General features: G+C 45.8%; 18 protein-coding genes and 1 pseudogene. 7 read left to right on the top strand and 12 right to left on the bottom strand.

Annotated elements, in window-relative coordinates; genetic code table 11:
• The first annotated feature begins 107 nt into the window (after positions 1–107).
• Positions 108–326 (top strand): VF530 family DNA-binding protein, encoded by a 219-nt coding sequence (locus R7044_RS12090; protein WP_005374929.1) that lies wholly within the window; start codon positions 108–110, stop codon positions 324–326.
• Between the two features lie 1,482 nt (positions 327–1,808).
• Here the strand turns inward: R7044_RS12090 and R7044_RS12085 are convergent.
• The gene (locus tag R7044_RS12085; RefSeq protein ID WP_005374933.1) at positions 1,809–2,261 is read right to left on the bottom strand and encodes an acyl-CoA thioesterase; all 453 of its coding nucleotides are present in this window, start codon (positions 2,259–2,261) and stop codon (positions 1,809–1,811) included.
• 210 nt (positions 2,262–2,471) lie between these two features.
• Here R7044_RS12085 and R7044_RS12080 point away from each other — a divergent pair, with 210 nt between their 5' ends.
• Together R7044_RS12080 and R7044_RS12075 are read left to right on the top strand one after the other, a co-directional pair.
• Positions 2,472–3,236 (top strand): ferredoxin--NADP reductase, encoded by a 765-nt coding sequence (locus R7044_RS12080; RefSeq protein WP_005374935.1) that lies wholly within the window; start codon positions 2,472–2,474, stop codon positions 3,234–3,236.
• Between the two features lie 180 nt (positions 3,237–3,416).
• The gene (locus R7044_RS12075; protein ID WP_025768614.1) at positions 3,417–3,863 is read left to right on the top strand and encodes an RDD family protein; all 447 of its coding nucleotides are present in this window, start codon (positions 3,417–3,419) and stop codon (positions 3,861–3,863) included.
• A gap of 60 nt (positions 3,864–3,923) precedes the next feature.
• Here the strand turns inward: R7044_RS12075 and R7044_RS12070 are convergent, their stop codons facing one another.
• The 10 genes and pseudogenes from R7044_RS12070 to R7044_RS12025 form a co-directional block, all read right to left on the bottom strand.
• A complete protein-coding gene (locus R7044_RS12070) occupies positions 3,924–4,595 on the bottom strand; it encodes a DUF2057 domain-containing protein (protein ID WP_225455598.1) in 672 nt (223 codons plus the stop codon).
• A 216-nt stretch (positions 4,596–4,811) separates the two neighbouring features.
• A complete protein-coding gene (locus tag R7044_RS12065) occupies positions 4,812–5,960 on the bottom strand; it encodes an AI-2E family transporter (protein ID WP_005386936.1) in 1,149 nt (382 codons plus the stop codon).
• Entirely contained in the window at positions 5,953–6,639 is a 687-nt protein-coding gene (locus tag R7044_RS12060; RefSeq protein ID WP_047102392.1) for a potassium channel family protein, read from the bottom strand. Before R7044_RS12060 ends, R7044_RS12065 begins: the two co-directional genes overlap by 8 nt.
• 16 nt (positions 6,640–6,655) lie before the next feature.
• Positions 6,656–7,546 (bottom strand): HlyD family secretion protein, encoded by an 891-nt coding sequence (locus tag R7044_RS12055; protein WP_033906681.1) that lies wholly within the window; start codon positions 7,544–7,546, stop codon positions 6,656–6,658.
• A 12-nt stretch (positions 7,547–7,558) separates the two neighbouring features.
• Complete coding sequence (locus R7044_RS12050) at positions 7,559–7,762, bottom strand: DUF1656 domain-containing protein (RefSeq protein ID WP_005374946.1); 204 nt, start codon at positions 7,760–7,762, stop codon at positions 7,559–7,561.
• Complete coding sequence (locus tag R7044_RS12045; protein WP_054730103.1) at positions 7,762–9,405, bottom strand: TolC family protein; 1,644 nt, start codon at positions 9,403–9,405, stop codon at positions 7,762–7,764. Before R7044_RS12045 ends, R7044_RS12050 begins: the two co-directional genes overlap by 1 nt.
• A gap of 10 nt (positions 9,406–9,415) precedes the next feature.
• Positions 9,416–11,590 (bottom strand): FUSC family protein, encoded by a 2,175-nt coding sequence (locus R7044_RS12040; protein ID WP_225455597.1) that lies wholly within the window; start codon positions 11,588–11,590, stop codon positions 9,416–9,418.
• A gap of 388 nt (positions 11,591–11,978) precedes the next feature.
• Positions 11,979–12,848 (bottom strand): DMT family transporter, encoded by an 870-nt coding sequence (locus tag R7044_RS12035; RefSeq protein ID WP_206970601.1) that lies wholly within the window; start codon positions 12,846–12,848, stop codon positions 11,979–11,981.
• A 141-nt stretch (positions 12,849–12,989) separates the two neighbouring features.
• Positions 12,990–13,954: pseudogene (gene yidZ, locus R7044_RS12030) on the bottom strand (HTH-type transcriptional regulator YidZ).
• Positions 13,929–15,119, bottom strand: a complete 1,191-nt coding sequence (locus R7044_RS12025; RefSeq protein ID WP_206970602.1) for an MFS transporter — start codon at positions 15,117–15,119, stop codon at positions 13,929–13,931. The pseudogene yidZ and the gene R7044_RS12025 overlap by 26 nt, the downstream one beginning before the upstream one ends.
• Positions 15,120–15,251: 132 nt before the next feature.
• On the opposite strand from R7044_RS12025, the gene R7044_RS12020 reads away from it, so the two are divergent.
• Positions 15,252–15,722, top strand: coding sequence for a GNAT family N-acetyltransferase (locus R7044_RS12020; RefSeq protein ID WP_005386917.1), 471 nt, complete (start codon positions 15,252–15,254; stop codon positions 15,720–15,722).
• Positions 15,723–15,746: 24 nt separating this feature from the next.
• Positions 15,747–16,205 carry a GNAT family N-acetyltransferase gene (locus R7044_RS12015; RefSeq protein WP_206957654.1) on the top strand — a complete coding sequence of 153 codons (459 nt, stop codon included), beginning with the start codon at positions 15,747–15,749 and terminating at the stop codon, positions 16,203–16,205.
• A gap of 34 nt (positions 16,206–16,239) precedes the next feature.
• On the opposite strand, the gene R7044_RS12010 is transcribed toward R7044_RS12015, so the two are convergent.
• Positions 16,240–16,752 (bottom strand): DUF2799 domain-containing protein, encoded by a 513-nt coding sequence (locus R7044_RS12010; RefSeq protein WP_005374970.1) that lies wholly within the window; start codon positions 16,750–16,752, stop codon positions 16,240–16,242.
• Positions 16,753–17,011: 259 nt separating this feature from the next.
• Here R7044_RS12010 and R7044_RS12005 point away from each other — a divergent pair, with 259 nt between their 5' ends.
• Positions 17,012–17,722 carry a response regulator gene (locus tag R7044_RS12005; RefSeq protein ID WP_033906689.1) on the top strand — a complete coding sequence of 237 codons (711 nt, stop codon included), beginning with the start codon at positions 17,012–17,014 and terminating at the stop codon, positions 17,720–17,722.
• Complete coding sequence (gene creC / locus R7044_RS12000; protein WP_033906690.1) at positions 17,722–19,164, top strand: two-component system sensor histidine kinase CreC; 1,443 nt, start codon at positions 17,722–17,724, stop codon at positions 19,162–19,164. The genes R7044_RS12005 and creC overlap by 1 nt, the downstream gene beginning before the upstream one ends.
• Positions 19,165–19,230: the final 66 nt, after the last annotated feature.

The following is a 19,230-nucleotide window of genomic DNA, read 5'->3' as shown; positions in this document are numbered from 1 at the left end:
GGGCTACTATAGGGGAGAGTTGTAGGCCAATTCAAGGTTAAAACATTAGGTTGCACGGCGAGTTTGAGTTAGATTAGCGCGCAACTTCACTTTACCGGATCAATAGCATGAGCCAACAGCAGCCGAATAACCCACTTCACGGGTTGAGTTTAGAGAAAATCGTCACCCGACTAGTTGAACACTTTGGTTGGAATGGCATGTATGAGCGCGTTCGTGTGAACTGTTTCAAGAAAGATCCTTCAATCAAATCGTCGCTGAAGTTCCTGCGTAAAACGCAATGGGCGCGGGACAAAGTCGAAGCGCTGTACATCGAGACATTCTGCTAACCGCTCTATGGTCTGCAGCAGCGGTAAGTAGATTCTTAGTCTCGCTTTGGCTCGCTAGAATGACGCAGCTTTTCTTATCGCGTAGGTTGGAAGAGTCGCTCCACTGATACGTCCAAAGTGATTTTCCGGATGGTCACTTAGGCTTATCTGGAATCGCTTTTTTAGATGGTTTTGTAGAGGTCATAGCCAAACTCGAACTGTTATTCTGAACCGAGAGGAACGAGCGTGATTCAGAATTTACCCTCAGATTGTATTGAGTTTATTCATGGCTCTATGGTCTGTAGCAAGCGGCAAGTAGATTCTTAGTCTCACTTTGGCTCGCTAGAATGACGCAGCTTTTCTTATCGCGTAGGCTAGAAGAGTCGCTCTACTGATGCGTCTAAAGCGAGATTCCGGATGGTCACATAGGTTTATCTGGAATCGCTTTTTTAGATGGTTTTGTAGAGGTCAGAGCCAAACTCGAACTGTCATTCTGAACCGCGAGGAACGAGCGTGATTCAGAATCTACCCTCAGATTGTATTGAGTTTATTCATAGCTCTATGGCCTGCAGCAAGCGGTAAGGTAGATTCTTAGTCTCGCTATGGCTCGCTAGAATGACGCAGCTTTTCTTATCGCGTAGGCTGGAAGAGTCGCGCTGCTGATGCGTCTCAAGCGAGATTTCGGATGGTCACTTAGGCTTGTCTGGAATCGCTTTTTTAGATGGTTTTGTAGAGCTCAGAGCCAAACTCGAACTGTTATTCTGAACCGAGAGGAACGAGCGTGATTCAGAATTTACCCTCAGATTGTATTGAGTTTATTCATGGTTCTATGGTCTGCAGCAAGCGGCAAGTAGATTCTTCGTCTCGCTAGAATGACGTAGCTTTTCTTATCGCGTAGGCTGAAAGAGTAGCTCTACTGTTACGTCTAAAGCGAAATTCCGTATGGTCACATAGGTTCTTCTGGAATCGCTTTTTAGATGGTTTTGTAGAGATCAGAGCCAAACTCGAACCGTCATTCTGAACCGCGAGGAACGAGCGTGATTCAGAATCTACTCTCAGATTGTATTGAGTTTATTCATGGTTCTATGGTCTGCAGCAAGCGGCAAGTAGATTCTTAGTCTCGCTAGAATGACGCAGCTTTTCTTATCGCGTAGGCTGAAAGAGTCGCTCTACTGTTACGTCTAAAGCGAAATTCCGGATGGTCACATAGGTTCTTCTGGAATCGCTTTTTTAGATGGTTTTGTAGAGATCAGAGCCAAACTCGAACCGTCATTCTGAACCGCGAGGAACGAGCGTGATTCAGAATCTACTTTCAGATTGTATTGAGTTTATTCATGGCTTTATGGTCTGCAGCAAGCGGCAAGTAGATTCTTAGTCTCACTTTGGCTCATTAGAATGACGCTAGTTATCTTATTACGCGGGCTGGAATGGTACCTCAGCATCATTCCCGATAGCGATGAAGAAGCGCTGTCGGGAACCTCGCCTTTAATCTCTCGTTTATTGCTACTCCAAATGATGCGTACTACCCACGGTTCCTTCCAAGTCTAAAATCGACTGGCGAACGTGATCTGGAATCGCAGCTTTAACGTTGTTCTTAAAATCGAACATCACACCAGTGGCGGTCGCGATGGTCGCAATTTTACCCCACTTCTTACTCAGCACTTGGTACTCCATCGTGATGCGATCTTCTTGCATGTCGATTACGCGAGAACCGACTAATAGCGTGTCTGGGTAAGTAACAGGCAATTTGTAGCGGCATTGAGTCTCGCTCAGTACTGGCCCAATTTGCGAGGTCTGCAGGTCGACCAGCAGGTTAATTTTGTTGAAGTAATCTAAACGTGCGGTCTCGAAGTAGCGAAAATAGACCACGTTATTAACGTGTTGCAGAGCATCCATTTCACCCCATGCGACTTTTATCTCTGTGATAACGGGAAAGTCCTTTAACAGTGTGTCCATTTTTATTGCTCCTTTTTCATCTGCTTTGCCACAAATTGCGACGCGACTTATCACTTTGAGCATTTATTCTAGATGTAATCATTTAATATGTAATAAAATTGTTTTTAAAATGTGAAATGAAATGGTGGTTTGATTATGTAAACTAGAAACTTTACATAATTGAGTTGAAGGCGTAAGTTTAACTAAGAGTAACCAGATAGGAGGTGTCTCATGATTGAACTCAAAGGTTTCAACCTCGCAAGAGTTGAGAAACGCATCGATTGGACAGGTGAGCTGTTCAGTTTGAGAATATCTGGCGCGCCTCTTTCCTTTAAAGCTGGCCAATTCACCAAGCTTGCTTTGCTTGATGATGAAGGTAAGCCGATCAGCCGCGCTTACTCTGTGGTTAATGCGCCAAGCGAGCAATTCGATTGGTTGGAGTTTCTAATAGTAGCCGACCCTCAAGGACAACTTTCTCCACGGCTCCAAAAGCTTAAATCTGGTGATAGCATTTATGTCGGTGCCACCGCACATGGCGATTTAATCCATGATTCTATTCCTAAACAGGCTCATGACCTGTGGCTGCTATCTACAGGTACGGGGATTGGACCGTTTTTGTCGCTGCTGGATGATATAAACTTACCGCCTCACAATGAGCGCATTGTGCTGGTTCATGCCGTTCGTTTCGAAAAAGATCTGGTTTATAAATACCTAATTGAACAGCTTCAGCAACGATATGAAGGCAGATTAAAGTATATACCGATAGTTAGCAGGGAAGTGGTTGATGGTAAATTACAAGGCCGAATTCCTGAACTCATCGAATCGGGTTTACTGTCCAACGCCGCTGATGCGCCATTCTCAGCTCAGCGTAGCTTTGTCATGATGTGTGGGAATCCACAAATGATCAAAGATACCGTGCCCGTTTTACAAGAGCTAGGCTTGGAAAAGTATCGCCATCAAACTGGGGGAAATATCATTTACGAACGTTACTGGTAGCGTTTTGTTAAATTGATACGGTTATGCTCAAGATGTAATGATTACTTTTGAGATACGACCGCGATTTAGTATGTTCTTAGTTGAATATTATGTTGGCAATACCTAAACTGCGCTCACCATTGCGCGTCTGTACACTCAGTCATTCTCGCTTAACCAATTACATTGAGGTGACTGAAGTCCATGTATGCTTTTATCGCGAGCAAGCAACAGAGAATCATTGCTGGTTTTATCGATCTGCTCTTTACGATGGTGGTCGTGTTAATCATCGCATTGAGTATTAACTCTTTTCTTAACGACTTTCAGCTCTCTTTAGCAGATAACCTCACGCTTGTTCGTGAAACTCAGGCGTTTTACTTGCTTTCTTTACCAACGGTTTTAATGATCAACTGGAATGCATTGAGTCATGGGCAAACCATTGGTATGCGCATGATTGGTATTAAAGTTGTAATGAAAAATGATAGTAAGGCAACGAAAGTTACAGCAGGGTTAAGGCTTGTTATTAGCTACTTACTGGAGATGCTCATTCCGGGGATCCCGTTGGTAAATTTGGCATTGTTGTTCTTTCATCCGGAGCGACGTTTGTTGCATGACTTGATCGCCAATACTAAAGTTGTCCAAGTTTCCTAATTTTTTGATCGAAAAAGCCACGTGAAGTGGCTTTTTTAATATCGATAAAGTTAACCAGATTTACTGTTGATTAACATAATTCTTAAAGCGAGCTTTGGTTTCTGCGTCTGCTTTTTGGTACCAGAAGTGCAGCATCTCTTCAGCTGTCGAATCCGCTTTAACCGCAGTTGCTCTCACTTGCTTCATATCCGCAGGAACCTTTGCAGGAAGCGTGACTGGCTGCATGGTCGCTGCGCCAGCAAAAGCCACGGCTGCTGCACCGCCAGCTTGGTTATAATCTTCGATTTCACGTACGTAATCACGACCGATTTGCATACCCGGTTTGAGCAACTTGTCCTGGTCAACCGCGATTGCGTTGCCTGAATCATCAACCAGTTTCCAATCTAAGTCTTTGATCTTCTCTTCCGCATCACGTAGGTTGCGGTATTCTGGCATTTGTAGAGTGAGTTCGGCATTGGTCGCGTCAAATCGTGTAACGATAACATCGCTTTCAACACTTAAACGGTCATTACCTTGGTTGAAGTAAGGGGCGAAACGAAATACGACTTGGTTAAGGCCATCAGGTAACGTCAGTGTTCTTTCAGAGGCGAAAAAACCACCCGAAAGATCTGCTTTTTCACCGTTAGCCGCCAATACTGAAACGTTGTCAGGAACACTCACGGTTACATCTGCGAATGCCATGCCACTCATTGCGAGAGCAAGCGCACAAGTTAAAGGCTTGATCAATTTCATTGTTTTTATCCTAAGCAAATTAGTGGTCATCGAGAGTGCATCGTTCATTGCCCGATTGCAACTCCCAAGTGTAATAAGTATGAAAATTTAACAAGAACGTCATTTTTATCGCATTTATTACGACGAAACTGTGATCCAAATAGAATCAAACCGCTGAAATGCAGCGGTTTGATATCATAAGTTATAGATTAAATTTCTTTCTAACTTATTGATTTATTAAATGCCAGCACCGTGTCCAGGTTCTGATTGGTCATCAGAAGCGTCTTGTTGTTCTGCCATTTCTTCTTGCTGTTGTGCTTTCTCAATGCTCAACCACCAAACAAATAACTCATACCAAATTGCTAGGATAACGGCACCTAAGAACAGACCAACGATGCCGTAGAAAAGCATACCACCGATGGCACCGAGCAGAATCACAGGCATTGGCACGTCGACGCCACGTCCCATTAACATTGGTTTGAACAGGTTTTCAGAAAGAGCCGCAACTACGACCCAAACAGTAAACATGGTTGCTGTTGAGGTGTCTTGGGTCATGTACATGAAGCCAATCACAGGTAGCACTGCGAGCAACGCCGGGAGCTGAGCGATACATAAGATCATTAGAAGCAGTGTGAGTAAACCTGCTGCCGGAACGCCAAATACGAAGAAACCAGCACCGATCAACAGTGCTTGAATCGCCGCTACACCGACTACGCCAAGCAGTACGCTTTTAATTGTCGCTGCGATAAGCGTGGTCCAGCTTTTTGCGTTTTCACCAGCGGTACGAATCGCGATGGTTCTTAGGCCTGATGCCGCAGATTCAGAGTACGTCATGAAACCTGCTGCAATCGCAAGTGACAAGATTGAAAGCAGTAAACTTCCCAATACGCCCCCCAGTGTACCCAGTAAAGATGTGAGTCCTGCCTTTATTTGTGGCATAAAGGTTTGAATCGCTTGCTCAAGATTAGTAGCGAATAGGGTCCACACTTCGTAGAGCTTATCACCCACGATAGGCCAATCCGCTACGGAAGGTTTTGGCCCTGGTATTTTCACTTGACCATTTTGTAGTACTTCAAGCGCGTGCGTTGCACCATCCACAATGGAGCCTGATACCATAACAAGTGGCGTGACAAGGAGGGCAATACCAAGTAAAGCAATGGTTGTGGCTGCCAGACCTCTGCGACCACCATATACACGCTGCAATTTTTGGGTAAGCGGCATTAAAGCGACGGCTATAATAGCGCCCCAAATAACCGGAAGTATGAAGGGTTTGATGATGTCGTACGTAAACATCAGCAAGACAAAGATCAAGCCAATGCGTATTGCTGATTCCACCATATTACTGATGAAAAGCTTACTGTCGATTTTTACCGATTGTTTATCCATTTTTGTTTACCTGATGATCAATGTTAGAACTGACGAGACTTGAAACAACAATCGCCATATAAAAAACACCTGTGATGGCCTCTAAATACACCACGACTTGAGCCAGTGGTGTTAGAGGACTAATGTCGCCATAACCGAGCGTGGTTAAGGTAACGAAACTGAAATACGCTGCATTGGAGAAGTTCTGCCCCCAAGAAATCGCTTCCATACCGGTAAAGGCTTCAGGCGAAAACTCAAGCAGAATGAGGTAGGCAATCGCCCACATCAGACCAAGTAGCAAGAAAAGCGCTACCGAGCCAATGACTTTGTTGCTGTTGACATGGCCGGTGAAAAGAATCTGTCTTGCGATGGATTTAAAAGTGCCGAAAAAGAACGCAAAGGTGAGGGCAAGCATCACCACATTCATCTCTCTGATGTTGAAAACGGTCTTGATCACAATCACAAGAACCCAAACACCAAACAGGCTATAGAGGAAACGAGACCAGGTTTTGTCAAAGCGAAGGCTCGCAAAACAGACGATAAACGTCAGAACCGTGAAAGCCTGAAGTATGTGTTCAATCGTCCCTTCACCTACGACTTGTGCCATCGCACTCCCTAGCAACAAAATCACTAGCGCTAAGGTTAGATAGAAGAAGTTGTTTTCTTCATTAATGTTTTTGAGGTTTTTACCAATGACCATGGCTCTTCTCACTTAGTTATTGTTCACTTTCTGCGGATGACTCTTTCATCACCATGATGGACGCAGAAAGCCCGAATCGAAGATCAACATCTTCAGGAAGTTCTTGTAGGGAGATTCGCACCGGAATACGTTGTGCTAAGCGAATCCACTGAAAAACAGGGTTTACGTTTGGAAGAAGGTTGTAGCCGACCGTGCCGTCTTTGGGCGCAATACCCCAACCAATCGAGTCAACCGTCGCGTCAATTGGCGTGTCTGGGTGAGACATCAAAGTGACACGCGCTTGGCTGCCAGGTTCGATTTGCGCAAGTTGGTTTTCACGGAAGAAACCAAATACCCAAAAGCTGTTTTTGTCGATCAGTGCGAGCAGTGGTTGGTTTGCGACCGCTTGCGTACCGTTTCTAATATCGAGGTTAGATACAAAACCATCGACGGTCGCATAAACTTTGGTAAAGCTGAGATTAAGGCGTGCTGATTTTAGTTGCTCTTCTGCAGATTTGATTTGCAGTAGCGACTCTTCGTAAGCGATTTCACGACGAATCAGATCCTTGTGAGAAACCGCGCCACGGTCTTTGGCACGAATGTCTTTTAAGCGGTCATATTCGATTTTTTTACCGCGAGAGCTAACAATGGAGCGCTCCAGTGCTACTTCGGCTTGAGATAACGCAACCTGGTAAGTCGCAGGGTCGATTTCAAACAGTAAATCCCCCGTTTTTACTTCTTGGTTGTCTTGCACCGCGACATTTACAATTGGGCCTGATACGCGAGGAGCCACTTTGATGACGTTAGCACGCACTTGCCCATCTCGTGTCCATGGGTTATTAAAGTATTCCTCAAACTTTTGATAGCCGAGCCAAGCTGCGCCACCAAGAATGACAAGATTGAGTGCGATTACGAATAGTTTTTTCATCTTGTTTGGCACCTAAAATTGAATATAAAAGCTGTCGATGGCCACCACATAACCGACCATGATGGCAATAAACGTCAGAGACGGAAAAGCGATGAAGCGAGACAAACGTGTCTTGTTCAATATCATCACCGTTATCCACGTGGCCGTGACGGCGAGAAAGAGCACGAGTAGCGTAGGAGAAAAGTAAACGTCTCCCCAAGAAAGTTCATGAGGCATTAGAGATCCTCCGTTTTGTTCTTATCGCCGTTTTCCGTCGGTGTTTCGATAGGCAAAGGCGGCAATACGCGGTTTTCTTCATTTAAATAACTTCCCCAGTCAGTGCGCTCTGTCATCTGCGTGGCAATCGATTCACTGATGAAAGGTTTGCCTGTTTGGGTTTGCCAGCCTCCACCGAGGGCTTTGTAGAGCGCGACAACTTGGTTCGCAACATTACCTTTGATCGTTGCGTAGCTGTCTTCTGCGCGGGTCATTTTTTCTACCGAGTTAAGCAGACGTTCGAATGAAATTTGTCCGTTTTCGTACTGTGTCATGGATATGTTGAACGCACGAATGGAAGAGTTGACCGATTGCAAGCGTAAATCTTTTTGCTGCAAATACAGGTCATATGCTTCGATTGCATTGGTGACTTCATTAACGGCTTGCAGTACCTTTTTGTTGTAGTTCGTCAGCGTTTCTTGGAAGCGAGCATCTTCGAAACGAATGTTATTTTTCACGCGTCCGTATTGGAAAATGTTCCAACTGAACGTTGGGCCAATCACCATGGTGAGCGAATCGCTAAAACTGAAACTGCTGCCATCGGGAACCGTACTGTCGATACCGATGGAACCGAACAACGAAAAGCTTGGGTACAGAGCGGTTTCTGCCACGCCAATCTGCGCACTTTGCGCGCGAGCTTGCATCTCAGAGACTTGCAAATCCGGACGTCGCATCACTAAGTTAGCATCCACTAATGTATCCAAAAGCGGTGGACGTGGCACAATGGAACGCTCGTCGGTGCCCGATAGCGCCGATTTTCTGCCCGTCGCTTTGAACTGGGCTTCGTACTCAGCGATTTGCTTGTGCATCCCATCCGACTGTAGCAGTCGATCTACTTCTTCTGGTAACAGACCCAGTAGCAAAGCCAACACAGTACGTGATTGCTTCATTGCCACTTCGAGGCTCGGTAACGCTGCTTTGGTGGTGTAGAGTTGGTTTTTAGCTTGTTGAACGTCCAATTCTGTAACGTTGCCAGAGTCGAACTGCACCTGAGTAATACGTACGACACGCTCTTGAATCTCGATATTGCGGCGAGACAGCAAAATACGTTCTTGGAATGTGCGATAGTTGATGTAATTGCGCGCCACTTCGGCGGTTATGGTGACCATGATGTCGTGATACGATGCGATGGATGCGTAGTAACCCGCTTCTGCCGACTCAATACCGCGAGCATACTTGCCCCAAACATCCATTTCCCAAGCAGCATCAAACGACAAAGTGGCGTTATTCACGCCCTGATCATTTACGTAGGCACGCGCTAGGTTTCCTGACACGCTTTGAACTTGTGGGTATTGCAAGCCAGTCGAAATACCAAGCAATGAACGTGCTTGGACAATTCGTAGCCCTGCGGCTTCTAAATCGAGGTTTTGTTTGCTCGCCAACTCAACCAGCTGATTAAGAGTTGAGTCATTAAATTGCTGCCACCATTGTTGTAGCTGTTGCTCTGATTGCTGCGTATCTTTGGCTGCTTTTTGCACCGACCAGTCACTTGGCAGTGGCGCCTGCTTTGGATGAACATAATCTGGTCCTACCGTGGTACACGCACTGAGTCCGAGCAAAGAAAGTATGGCGAGGCTTGGTTTGGTTAGTTTTGGAAGCATCATATCCCCACCTTTAAAAACGCTTCTGTTGTAAGTTCACCCAATCGATATCCTCGTAGGTTTGCTTGCAATGCTTGATTGCTTCGAACACGTTCCGTTTTAAATTCAGCAAGATATAAAAACCGGCTATCTCTGAATAAGCGTAGTCAGATAAATCCAACTCACTAAAAAAATCTTCCAGTTTATCTTCGAATGTTTGGTAATCCTGACTGTATTGGTCGAATACGGAGTCGAGTTCTTGTGTTGCTTGATGGCTGGCTAAAGCGCCTGCCATCAAAGGAATGATGGAATCGCGGTGTTGTTGACGAAGCTGAGTAATCAGCGGATTGGCCATCAACTTTTTCTCGGCGGCCATTAAGATGTTGATGTGATTACTGAGTACATCACACGCTTTGCTAAACGCGCCAATCGCTTCTGGCGTGGTTTTATCAAAGTGTTTGTGGTTGATTTTCGAACCCCAGACTTTGAGCTTTTTCGATGAGACATTGAGCGTCACCAAGTGCAAGGCCCGTTTGAGCGGCGTAATAACCGAGCTGGACTGCTGTTGATAGGTAGTGAACAGCTCTCGGGTATGTCGGAAGTAGCGTTCTTTTATGGTCAAAAAGAGGTGTTCTGGTCGTGAGCTAAACGGGAAGTAGTGCGCGAAAATAATCATGAACACCACCATGTAGAACAACAGCATGATCGTCATGAGGATCCCGAAGTGATAAAACATGTTGTTGTCTAAACCAAGAACAAACAAGCCAATCATATAGAAAATCGTCACTGGCCCGTTAAACAGATAAAAACCGATAAAGGTGTAGATAAAGATAAACAGGCCAAGTTCTAATCCGAGATCCAATTGCGGAAGGATGAAGACGTAAGAAGGTACCGCGAACAAGAAGCCGAAAGTGAACAGAACAAGTAACAATATCGGGTGCACAGGTACGAACGACAGCAAAGACATAAACATGGTCGAGAAGACCACGAACGAGTAGCCGCCTGGTGGATTGAAATAAATCCAAATCAGTCCTGCAACCCAATAGGTAACAAAGGTTTTGACCGCAGTTTTAAAGTTTTCTGCGTCCCACCATAGAAACTTGCCTTTCGGTTTCGGCAGTGGCACGTCAAAGGAGACATTGTTCGTCACAGAGTCAATGCAGCTAATGCTCTCCGCTAAACGCGACAAGTTTTGATGCATCAGTTCCAATAGGTGACCAAGCGTAAGCGCAGAGCCTTTCTCTAGGTGAGCTGCGTCTTCAAGCAACGCTTGGTTGTATTTGACTTTGAATTCCTGGGCACGATAAGCGGGTTCTTTTTCGTCCCAGACTTGTTGGCAGGTATCAAATAGCGCGTCAATTTCCGCCACGGCTTGAGCAAAGTTGCTGATGCTTTCACGGTCTTGCTGGTGGCTAAAGTGGCTGTGCGCCGCGACGGTCAATTGTTGCGTTACCTGCTTGTTCAAATGAACTGCCAAGCGCCACTCTTTCATGTAGGCCGACACTTCACTGCATTCCACACTGACCGTAGCAAAGCGCTGTTCGAGCGCATTTTGGGCGGCAAACATCTGTTCGATGAGAGTGTCCACGCTAGGTTGTGGCTCTTCAGCTTCTGGATTTTCTTCTCCGCCTTCTTGAGGAGAGATTTGCCCTGCCGATTTTTGCTCGAAATTTTGCAAGATAGCGGTGAACAACGCGCGTTGTGCTTGGTTGAGTTGTTCGATGAGCTGTCTTAGGTTTTGTTCTGTTTTGGTCGGGAATAAGAAAGTTCCCACGAGTGTGTAAACCACCACCCCAAACACCGTCATATAGGCGCGGTCAACGCCATAAAGGAACGCACCTTCTGCGTCACCGCCATTGGACATCATCAACGTCATCACACCGGTCAGCATGAGTAGCGTAGGATCTTTTTGATAGGCATTACGGAAGTAAAAAATGAAAGAGACCACAACCGACACGCTCAGCATGTACAGCAAGCGATCTTGAGCAAACAACCCCACCAGTAACAAGCCAACCACGGCACCAACCAATGTACCTAACACGCGTAAGGTACCTTTGGCGAGGGATTCACGACGACTGCTTGTGGATGCAATCAGCATCACTGTGGTTGCGGCCGTCGATGCTTGCGGCCAACCCATGGCAAACGGGATCAGATAAGCCAGAGTTAGGCTAAGCGATACTTTAATAGCGAATTTTATTTTGTCGTTCATAGTGTCAAAGTTTGCTCAGGCTTATCGTTATAAGTTGATGAATTTCTTATATGAATAATCAGAATCTTGTTCTGAATAAATTCGGGGGGCGGAATATAGCGGGTGAAAAAGTGTGCTTTGTAAACCCTTTGTCAAAACAAAAAGTGCGTATTTGGCTTGATCTCGCGCTAGCCCTTGGCGTTATTGGTGAAACGCCTAAAACGAGCAAATTCGCGATCTGTGATGATTCTCACTTTTGAAACAAAATCGCTGCATTGTGTGAGCCAATTCTCACCTTATATTCTTCGCCTGGTACCAAAGCAGACCACTTGTACCATCTGCAATGAGCTTTACTGCTTTAAAAAGCATAGATGATGAATGGGTATTTGAGAGGGAAAGTTATTACTTTTTATCGGCTTGCCGATTGTTCGTTTGTTTTTTTGGATCGAGATAAAAAAACCAAAGCGATCCCACCAAGAATGATGCCGCTGGTTAAAAGAGTATGCAGTGAAAGAGGCTCGTGGAGTACGATGCTGCCGAGTAGCAAAGCAATGGCTGGCACGGAAAGTTGGCTGACGGCGGCTTGAAGCAAAGAGAGCTTACGTACGACTTGGTACCAAAGTGTATAACCAAGGCCAGAGGCAATGGCACCAGATGCGATAGCGAGCAACACTCCGCTCAAAGAAAGGTGGATTGAGGACAGCATCAATGGTGATAGGAGTATGCCAATTATAGATGCAGCGATGAATCCCCACGTGATGCCACTACTTGGAGAAGGCGCTTGTTTGCCGAGCGCAGTAAACGCAGCCCAGCAAACGCCAGAAATCAACATGAGAAGTGCAGAACTGATATCGGGGCGAGTGGCAGATGGCAACATTAACCAAACAAAGCCAACAATCGAAAGGCCGATACCGATGATTTCGAGAAACTGAAAGCGCTCACCTTGCCACCAATAGATTGCCAGTAACGTCAGTTGCACGGCACCAAACAGAAGCAAAGCACCAGTTCCTGTCGCCAGTTGTAAGTACGCGAAAGAGAAAAGGGCAGCGTAACCAAATAACGCCACGCCAGCAAAAAAGCGAAAGCGAGAAGTTGGCCGATCGGTTTTCCACTGGCCTCTCACGACAAGCATTGCGATTAAGGTAATCGCGCCAGATATCAATCGAACGAGCGTGAAGCTTCCTGCATCAATTAACCCTTCTGCCAAGGCAATTCGACACAATAATGAATTGGCAGCGAACGCCAGCATTGCAATAGCAGTGAGTAAAAAGGTCGACATCCTTGATCCTTAGCGTGTAAATGAACAGCTAGTGTAGATCCAAAAGAACATTTTTATTAGTTGATAAAGTGATTAGTTATAGCTATCAGAGCAAGAAAGTCATTAAAAATAACCAGATAAAACCTGACCTTAGCCTGAGTCTTACTGTGGTTGGGAAGGTTGTTTGTACAATGACTTAATGGTGTTTTTCAACCATAGCAATTTGGGATTGTACGCATTGCGTTTATGCCAAATCATGGTAAATGGAATCAGTAACTTGTCTTGTTGAGCTTGGTCTAATGGAATTGGCAAGCACACCAAATCGAGATGCAGCTTTTCTGTATAACTTTTGCAATAGTGCGGCGCGGTGGTGATCATGTCATGCGTCGGCTGCGCTGCCATAAAAAGGGATTGCTCAAAGTTGGACATCGTCAGCCCGATAGAGCGCTGTAGCCCTAGTTCCGTTAATACTTCATCCAACGCCCAAGTTTCACTTTTTTCCCAAACAATATTGATGTGTTGGTAGCTCAGAAAGGTCTCGAGATTCCACTCTTGCTGTAATGCCGGATGATCTTTATGTAAATACACCATCGGCAGGTCATAAAATAGAATCTCAAAATCCAAGAAATAAGGCAGAAGATCCAACGACTCTTTCGATCTCGGGTGACTCTCTCGGCCGGTAAAACCGATATCCGCCTCGCCTCGAATGATGGCGTCGAGTGAGTCGTAATCCCAGTTACTGGTTTTTACTTTCGCTTCAGGGTATCGCTGGTGGATAGCGACGATGAGTCTGTCCAGCATTGTGAGCACTAATGGCGACTCAATCGTGATATCCGCACTCCTTTAGGCGTAATATCGCTGCGTTTTTCTGCAATCTGGCAGCCAATTTGCAGCCATTCTGCAAGATCTTGCTCCATGCTTTGTGCCAAGGGCGTTGGCGCAAGACCTTTAGGTGTTTTGACAAACAAAGGATCATCGAACCAATGACGAAGTTTGTTGAGCGACTTACTTACGGTAGAGGGCGTAACGTTCAGCTTTTTCGAGGCTTTCGAGACGCTTTGCTCTTGCAGCAATAATTGCAGAGTGAACAGTAAGTTTAAATCAAGTCGCGCTAGGGATTTCTTCATAATGGGTATCGTGAACAGGCTTTGGAATCAATAGTATTAGAGCAAGGCTGATTACGCTACCTAACAATAAGATAAACACCAACATATTCAGTGCACTAACGCCGATGAAACCCATAAACCAAATATAGAACGCTGAACTACAAACTTGAGCAATGCCCAGTAACGAGCTAGCCACGCCAGCTTGTTGAGAGAATGGGCTGAGCGCTTGGCTCATGGCCACGCCAAAGCCACAAGCGAAACCAGCGCAAATCAGCCCAAGTCCGAATACATAGTAAAGAGATTGTCCATCATGGAAATGGGCAGCACTGAGCACGATGCCTGCACAAGCGAGCAATACTTGAGAGGTGATCATTAAGGTTCGCTGCTTAAAAATCCCCAATGCCAATGGCGCCGAGAACGAAATCAACATACTGATCGTCGCAGTCCCTGCCATGATGGAAGAATAGCCGCCGCGATCAAAACCAAGCATGCTCATCACGACAATTGGTGAAGCGGTAACAAAGGTCAGAATGGTGGTCACTCCAAGTGCAGTAATGATCAGCCTACTGATAAAAAATCGCTCGAAGAAAGTCTCTTGATGGCTCTCTGGCGCTGTCTGTTCTTCACCTTGTTGGCTGGGTAGTGATTCCTTGAGAACAAAAATGGCCAATACACTGACGAGAATGCCCATTCCTGCCATTGTGGTAAACAAACTCGGCCAAGGAAATTTCAGCATAATCAAGTGACCAATCACGGGTGCGATCACTGGAATGATACAGGTGATGCCATTGAGCATCGACAATACTTTCGCGCGGCGTTCATCGTCTAACGTGTCGCGTAAAATCGCGAACGCGACGACATAGCAAGATCCAGCACCGACGCCTTGGCAAAAGCGAGCAATCAAGAAAGTGTTTGGTTGTTCAGCCATCCCGCCGAGAAAAGATGCGAGCACGAAGATCATCGCGCCGACGACGGCAACAGGCTTTCGTCCCACAGAGTCTGCAATTTTTCCCGCGAATAACATCGTGGTAGCCATGCCAGCTAAATAGATCGAAAACGCAATATGCAACTGAGATTCACTGGCGTTGAGATCTGACGCAATTTGAGGCAAACCAACAAGATACAAATCAATGGCAGTAGGGTAGAGTAAGACGAGTGCAAAACTGCAAAGTAAAAAACGGGACATGGAAACCTCTCTATCGAATGGCGAGGATAATAGAGTGCTAAACGTTTGCCTGCGAGTGGGAAATACGACACCAGGTATTTCTATTTACGACATACCCTGTATGAATTGAGCATAAAAACAACAAGGAAGATTATGATTACCATTGAAAAGTATTCGCCTGAGCGACATGAACAAACTTGCGAACTTAGTGTGCTAGAAGAGCAATCGCAGTTTACGGTCGCGGATGTGGGTGAAATGCTTACGCGTCTTGAACCTACAGAACTTCCGCATCTGATTTTGACAGACGATGATGTGGTTGGCTTTTTTCTATTTGATGCTGCTTACAGCGAGAAATACGATTTTTGCCCGAAAAACAGTTTAGGCGTACGTGCTTTGCTGGTGGATCACCGTCATCAAGGCAAAGGCATCGCCAAGCAAGCCATTCAACAGTTTGCCGATTTCGCCAAACGCCATTATCCCGAGTTTGATGCGCTTTATCTCACTGTGAATTGCCGCAACATACCCGCTTATCAGTGCTATTTAAAATCAGGGTTTGAAGATACCAATGAGCTTTACCACGGCGGCCCCGTTGGACCGCAACACATTATGAGACAGCCGCTTTAGCTAGGAAAAACCAAGGATGGAAAGATGAGGATTGAAATCGACAATTTAGAACGGCTGCAAGTGATAGCGCTGTTGGAAGGACATTTACAGGACATGTACGCCACGTCACCACCAGAAAGCGTGCATGCGTTAGATTTAGATAAGCTCAAAGCGCCAGAAGTGACATTTTGGACCGGATGGAAAGGTGAGCAACTGCTTGGGTGTGCAGCGATTAAAGAGTTGGATGACCAACACGCGGAGCTGAAATCCATGCGCACCACGCTTACGGCAAGAAACCAAGGTGTGGCATCTCAATTATTGATTCATGTGATTGAGCAAGCGAAGCAAAAAGGTTTGCAGCGCTTGAGTTTAGAAACGGGCTCGATGGAGTTTTTTAAACCAGCGCGCCTGTTGTATGAAAAGCATGGCTTTGTGTACTGCGAGCCGTTCGGGGATTACGAACTCGATCCGAACAGTCAATTCATGACCCTAGAACTGAGTTAGGGCCATGAATTTTTAGAAGCTAAATCCAATCGATTTAGAAATTCAGATTCAAGTTGATGGTTGGCGACAAGAGGCTTGAACGCTCGTCAGCCAATCGCTTTCTCTTCTCTTTCAGTCTCTTGGCATTATCTTTGTCTGGATTGCCATCAAGCTGATTATCGATGACCGAGATTTCAGTATCGATTTGTTGGATGCGTTGCTGGCGTTGATATTCTTGATGACCTAACTGGTAGTTCTCAATAAACTCTTTGCTGCTGCATACACCGTAATATTCTTTGCCTTCGATACCGACAGTGTACCCATTGTCTGGTGAGCAATATTGGATAGTGCCTTTATCAAAGCCTTCTTTCCATTTCGCTCGGTCGGGTGTCACACCCGCTTCACCACAGTCTTCGGTATAGCTATTGATAATGTTTGGATCGTTGCCATCTCGGCCATCTTGATAACCTACGTTGTACCAGTTTGCCGTTTTGCACTCATCCGGAGACATGCTGGCGCAACCTGAGAGCAAAGTCAGTAAAGCCAGGGGGATTAGCGCTCTTTTCATCAGTGACTGTCCTTTAAATAAAATCGAATTGATAACTTGAGTTTAAAATGAACACTGTTCATATCAATGGTTGAAATCATTGTATTCACAATTGTGGTGACCCATTAATCTAAGTGATAAATTTATTATGCTGAATAGAAGTGTGTTTGATTAGTATTATCCACGAACTGCGCCTTTGCTGCATCAATCCACTAGCCTTGGCCCCAAATTAAGTGATAATACCAACATAAAGATAAACACCGTCAATGAGGCTAAGACATTGAGCGAACAACCCACCGTCCTTATTATCGAGGATGAATCTGCTATCGCAGAGAACCTGATTCATGTATTAGAGATGGATGGCTACCACGCAGAGTGGTTTGCAACGGCAGGAGAGGGCTTAGCCTTTTTGCAGCATAACTCTGCAGCGTTACTTGTGTTGGACGTAGGCTTACCGGATGGCAATGGTTTTGAATTGTGCAAAACCATCCGTGAGTTTTCTGATATTCCCATTATCTTTCTCACCGCAAGAAGCGATGAAATTGACCGTGTAGTGGGCTTGGAGATTGGCGCGGATGATTACGTGACGAAGCCATTTAGTCCGCGTGAAATGTTGGCGCGCATTAAACTTAGAATCAAAGCTAAAGCGCCAATGATGGAGCACAAACCAGAGCCTGTGGCTGTTCCAGAACAACCTCAATTGAGCCATGATTTGGTTGCGCAAAACTTTGACTACGGTGTTGGCGGGCAAATGCTTGGGTTAACTGCGGTCGAATTTAAGATTCTCGATAAGCTGATTTCCGTCTCTTCCAATGTATTGAGCCGAGAGCAGCTCATGGTCGCGGCAGACATGGCGCCAGAGGCTGCATACGAGCGCAATATCGATACCCACATCAAAGCCATTCGCCATAAGTTGAAGCCGTTTGAGATGTCTGAACGCATCTGTACCAAACGTGGCTTTGGTTACTTTTACTGCATTAAAGGTGAATGATGAATCGCTGGCCGAAGATCCCGCTTGGACTCAGACTGTTTTTTCTCTACTTCATCTTAGTCGGAATGACGGCTTACATGGTGAGCAAAACCGTTGTCCAAGAACTTAAGCCAACCGTGCGTCAAACCACTGAAGAGACGCTGGTGGATATGGCGAACTTGCTCGCGGTATTGGCAGAAGAGGACGTTGCAAACGGAAAGTTGTCTGAGAGTCGCTTCTCCAAACTGCTAGCGGCTTATGGGCAGCGAGAACCTCAAGCGCGCATTTGGGAAATTGGCAAAAAAGCGATTAATCATCGAATTTACATCACCGATAAACAAGGGATTGTGATTGCGGATTCTTGGCAGCAAGACGTTGGCAAAGACTACTCACAATGGAATGATGTGTATCTCACGTTGCGCGGTCAATACGGCGCGCGCAGTACCATCGAAGACCCGAAAGATCCGCTTTCAACCGTCATGCACGTTGCTGCGCCCATCTACCACAAAGGCGAAATCATTGGCAGCGTGACGGTGGCAAAATCTAATCGCTCAGTACAACCCTTCATCGATCTTTCTAAACGCAATGTATTGTTTTGGATGGTGTGGATGAGTGGTTTAGTGCTATTGGCAGGGGCATTGTTTGCTTGGCGAATTCACTCGGCACTGAACAAGCTAGAAGACTACGCGACCAAAATGGGTGAGGGTGAAAAGGTCTCTAAGCCAACATTTCGTATCTTCTATGAGTACGGCACGCTAAGCGACGCATTGGAGAAAATGCGCAACCAACTCGACGGCAAACAATATGTGGAAGAGTACGTACAGACGCTGACTCATGAGCTGAAAAGTCCGTTATCAGCGATTAAAGGCGCGAGTGAAATATTGCAAATGCCATTGCCTGAAGAAAAGGTCACGCGCTTTGCTGGCAACATTGAGCGAGAAAGCGACCGCATGCAGTCATTGATTGATAAGTTGCTAGAACTTGCTCGTCTTGAAAAGCGCCCCGAGCTAGAACAAGTCGAAGCTATCTCGCTAAAACAAATGGTCAATGAAGTGGTTGAATCGGCGGATGCGCGCTTGAGTGCTAAGTCGGTGATTGCCAACATCCAAATTGATGACCATCTCTCCGTACTTGGTGATGCCTTCTTACTGAAACAAGCCGTTTTTAACTTGATGGACAATGCGCTGGATTTTGTTGATTCAGAGGGACGCATTGAATGGAAAACTGAGGTCACGAAAGAGAAGGTATGCCTGTCGATTTTCAACTCAGGTCCTCACATTCCTGACTACGCGATGCCTCGTTTGACCGAGCGCTTCTACTCCCTCGCTCGGGAAAATGGCGTTAAGAGTACTGGGCTTGGGCTAAATTTTGTTGAGCAAGTGACCAAGCTGCACAAAGGTAAGTTGCAAGTCGAAAACGTCGATTCTGGTGTGAAAGTGACCTTGATTTTACCAACTCCATAGAAACTCCACATTAGCTCCATTCGTTCTCCAAATTGCTGATTTAGATTACTCCCATCAGCAAATGGA

The organism is Vibrio sp. 1402, assembly GCF_033340275.1.
Note: the sequence above shows the minus strand (reverse complement) of the source record. Positions and strands in the feature narration are given on the sequence as shown.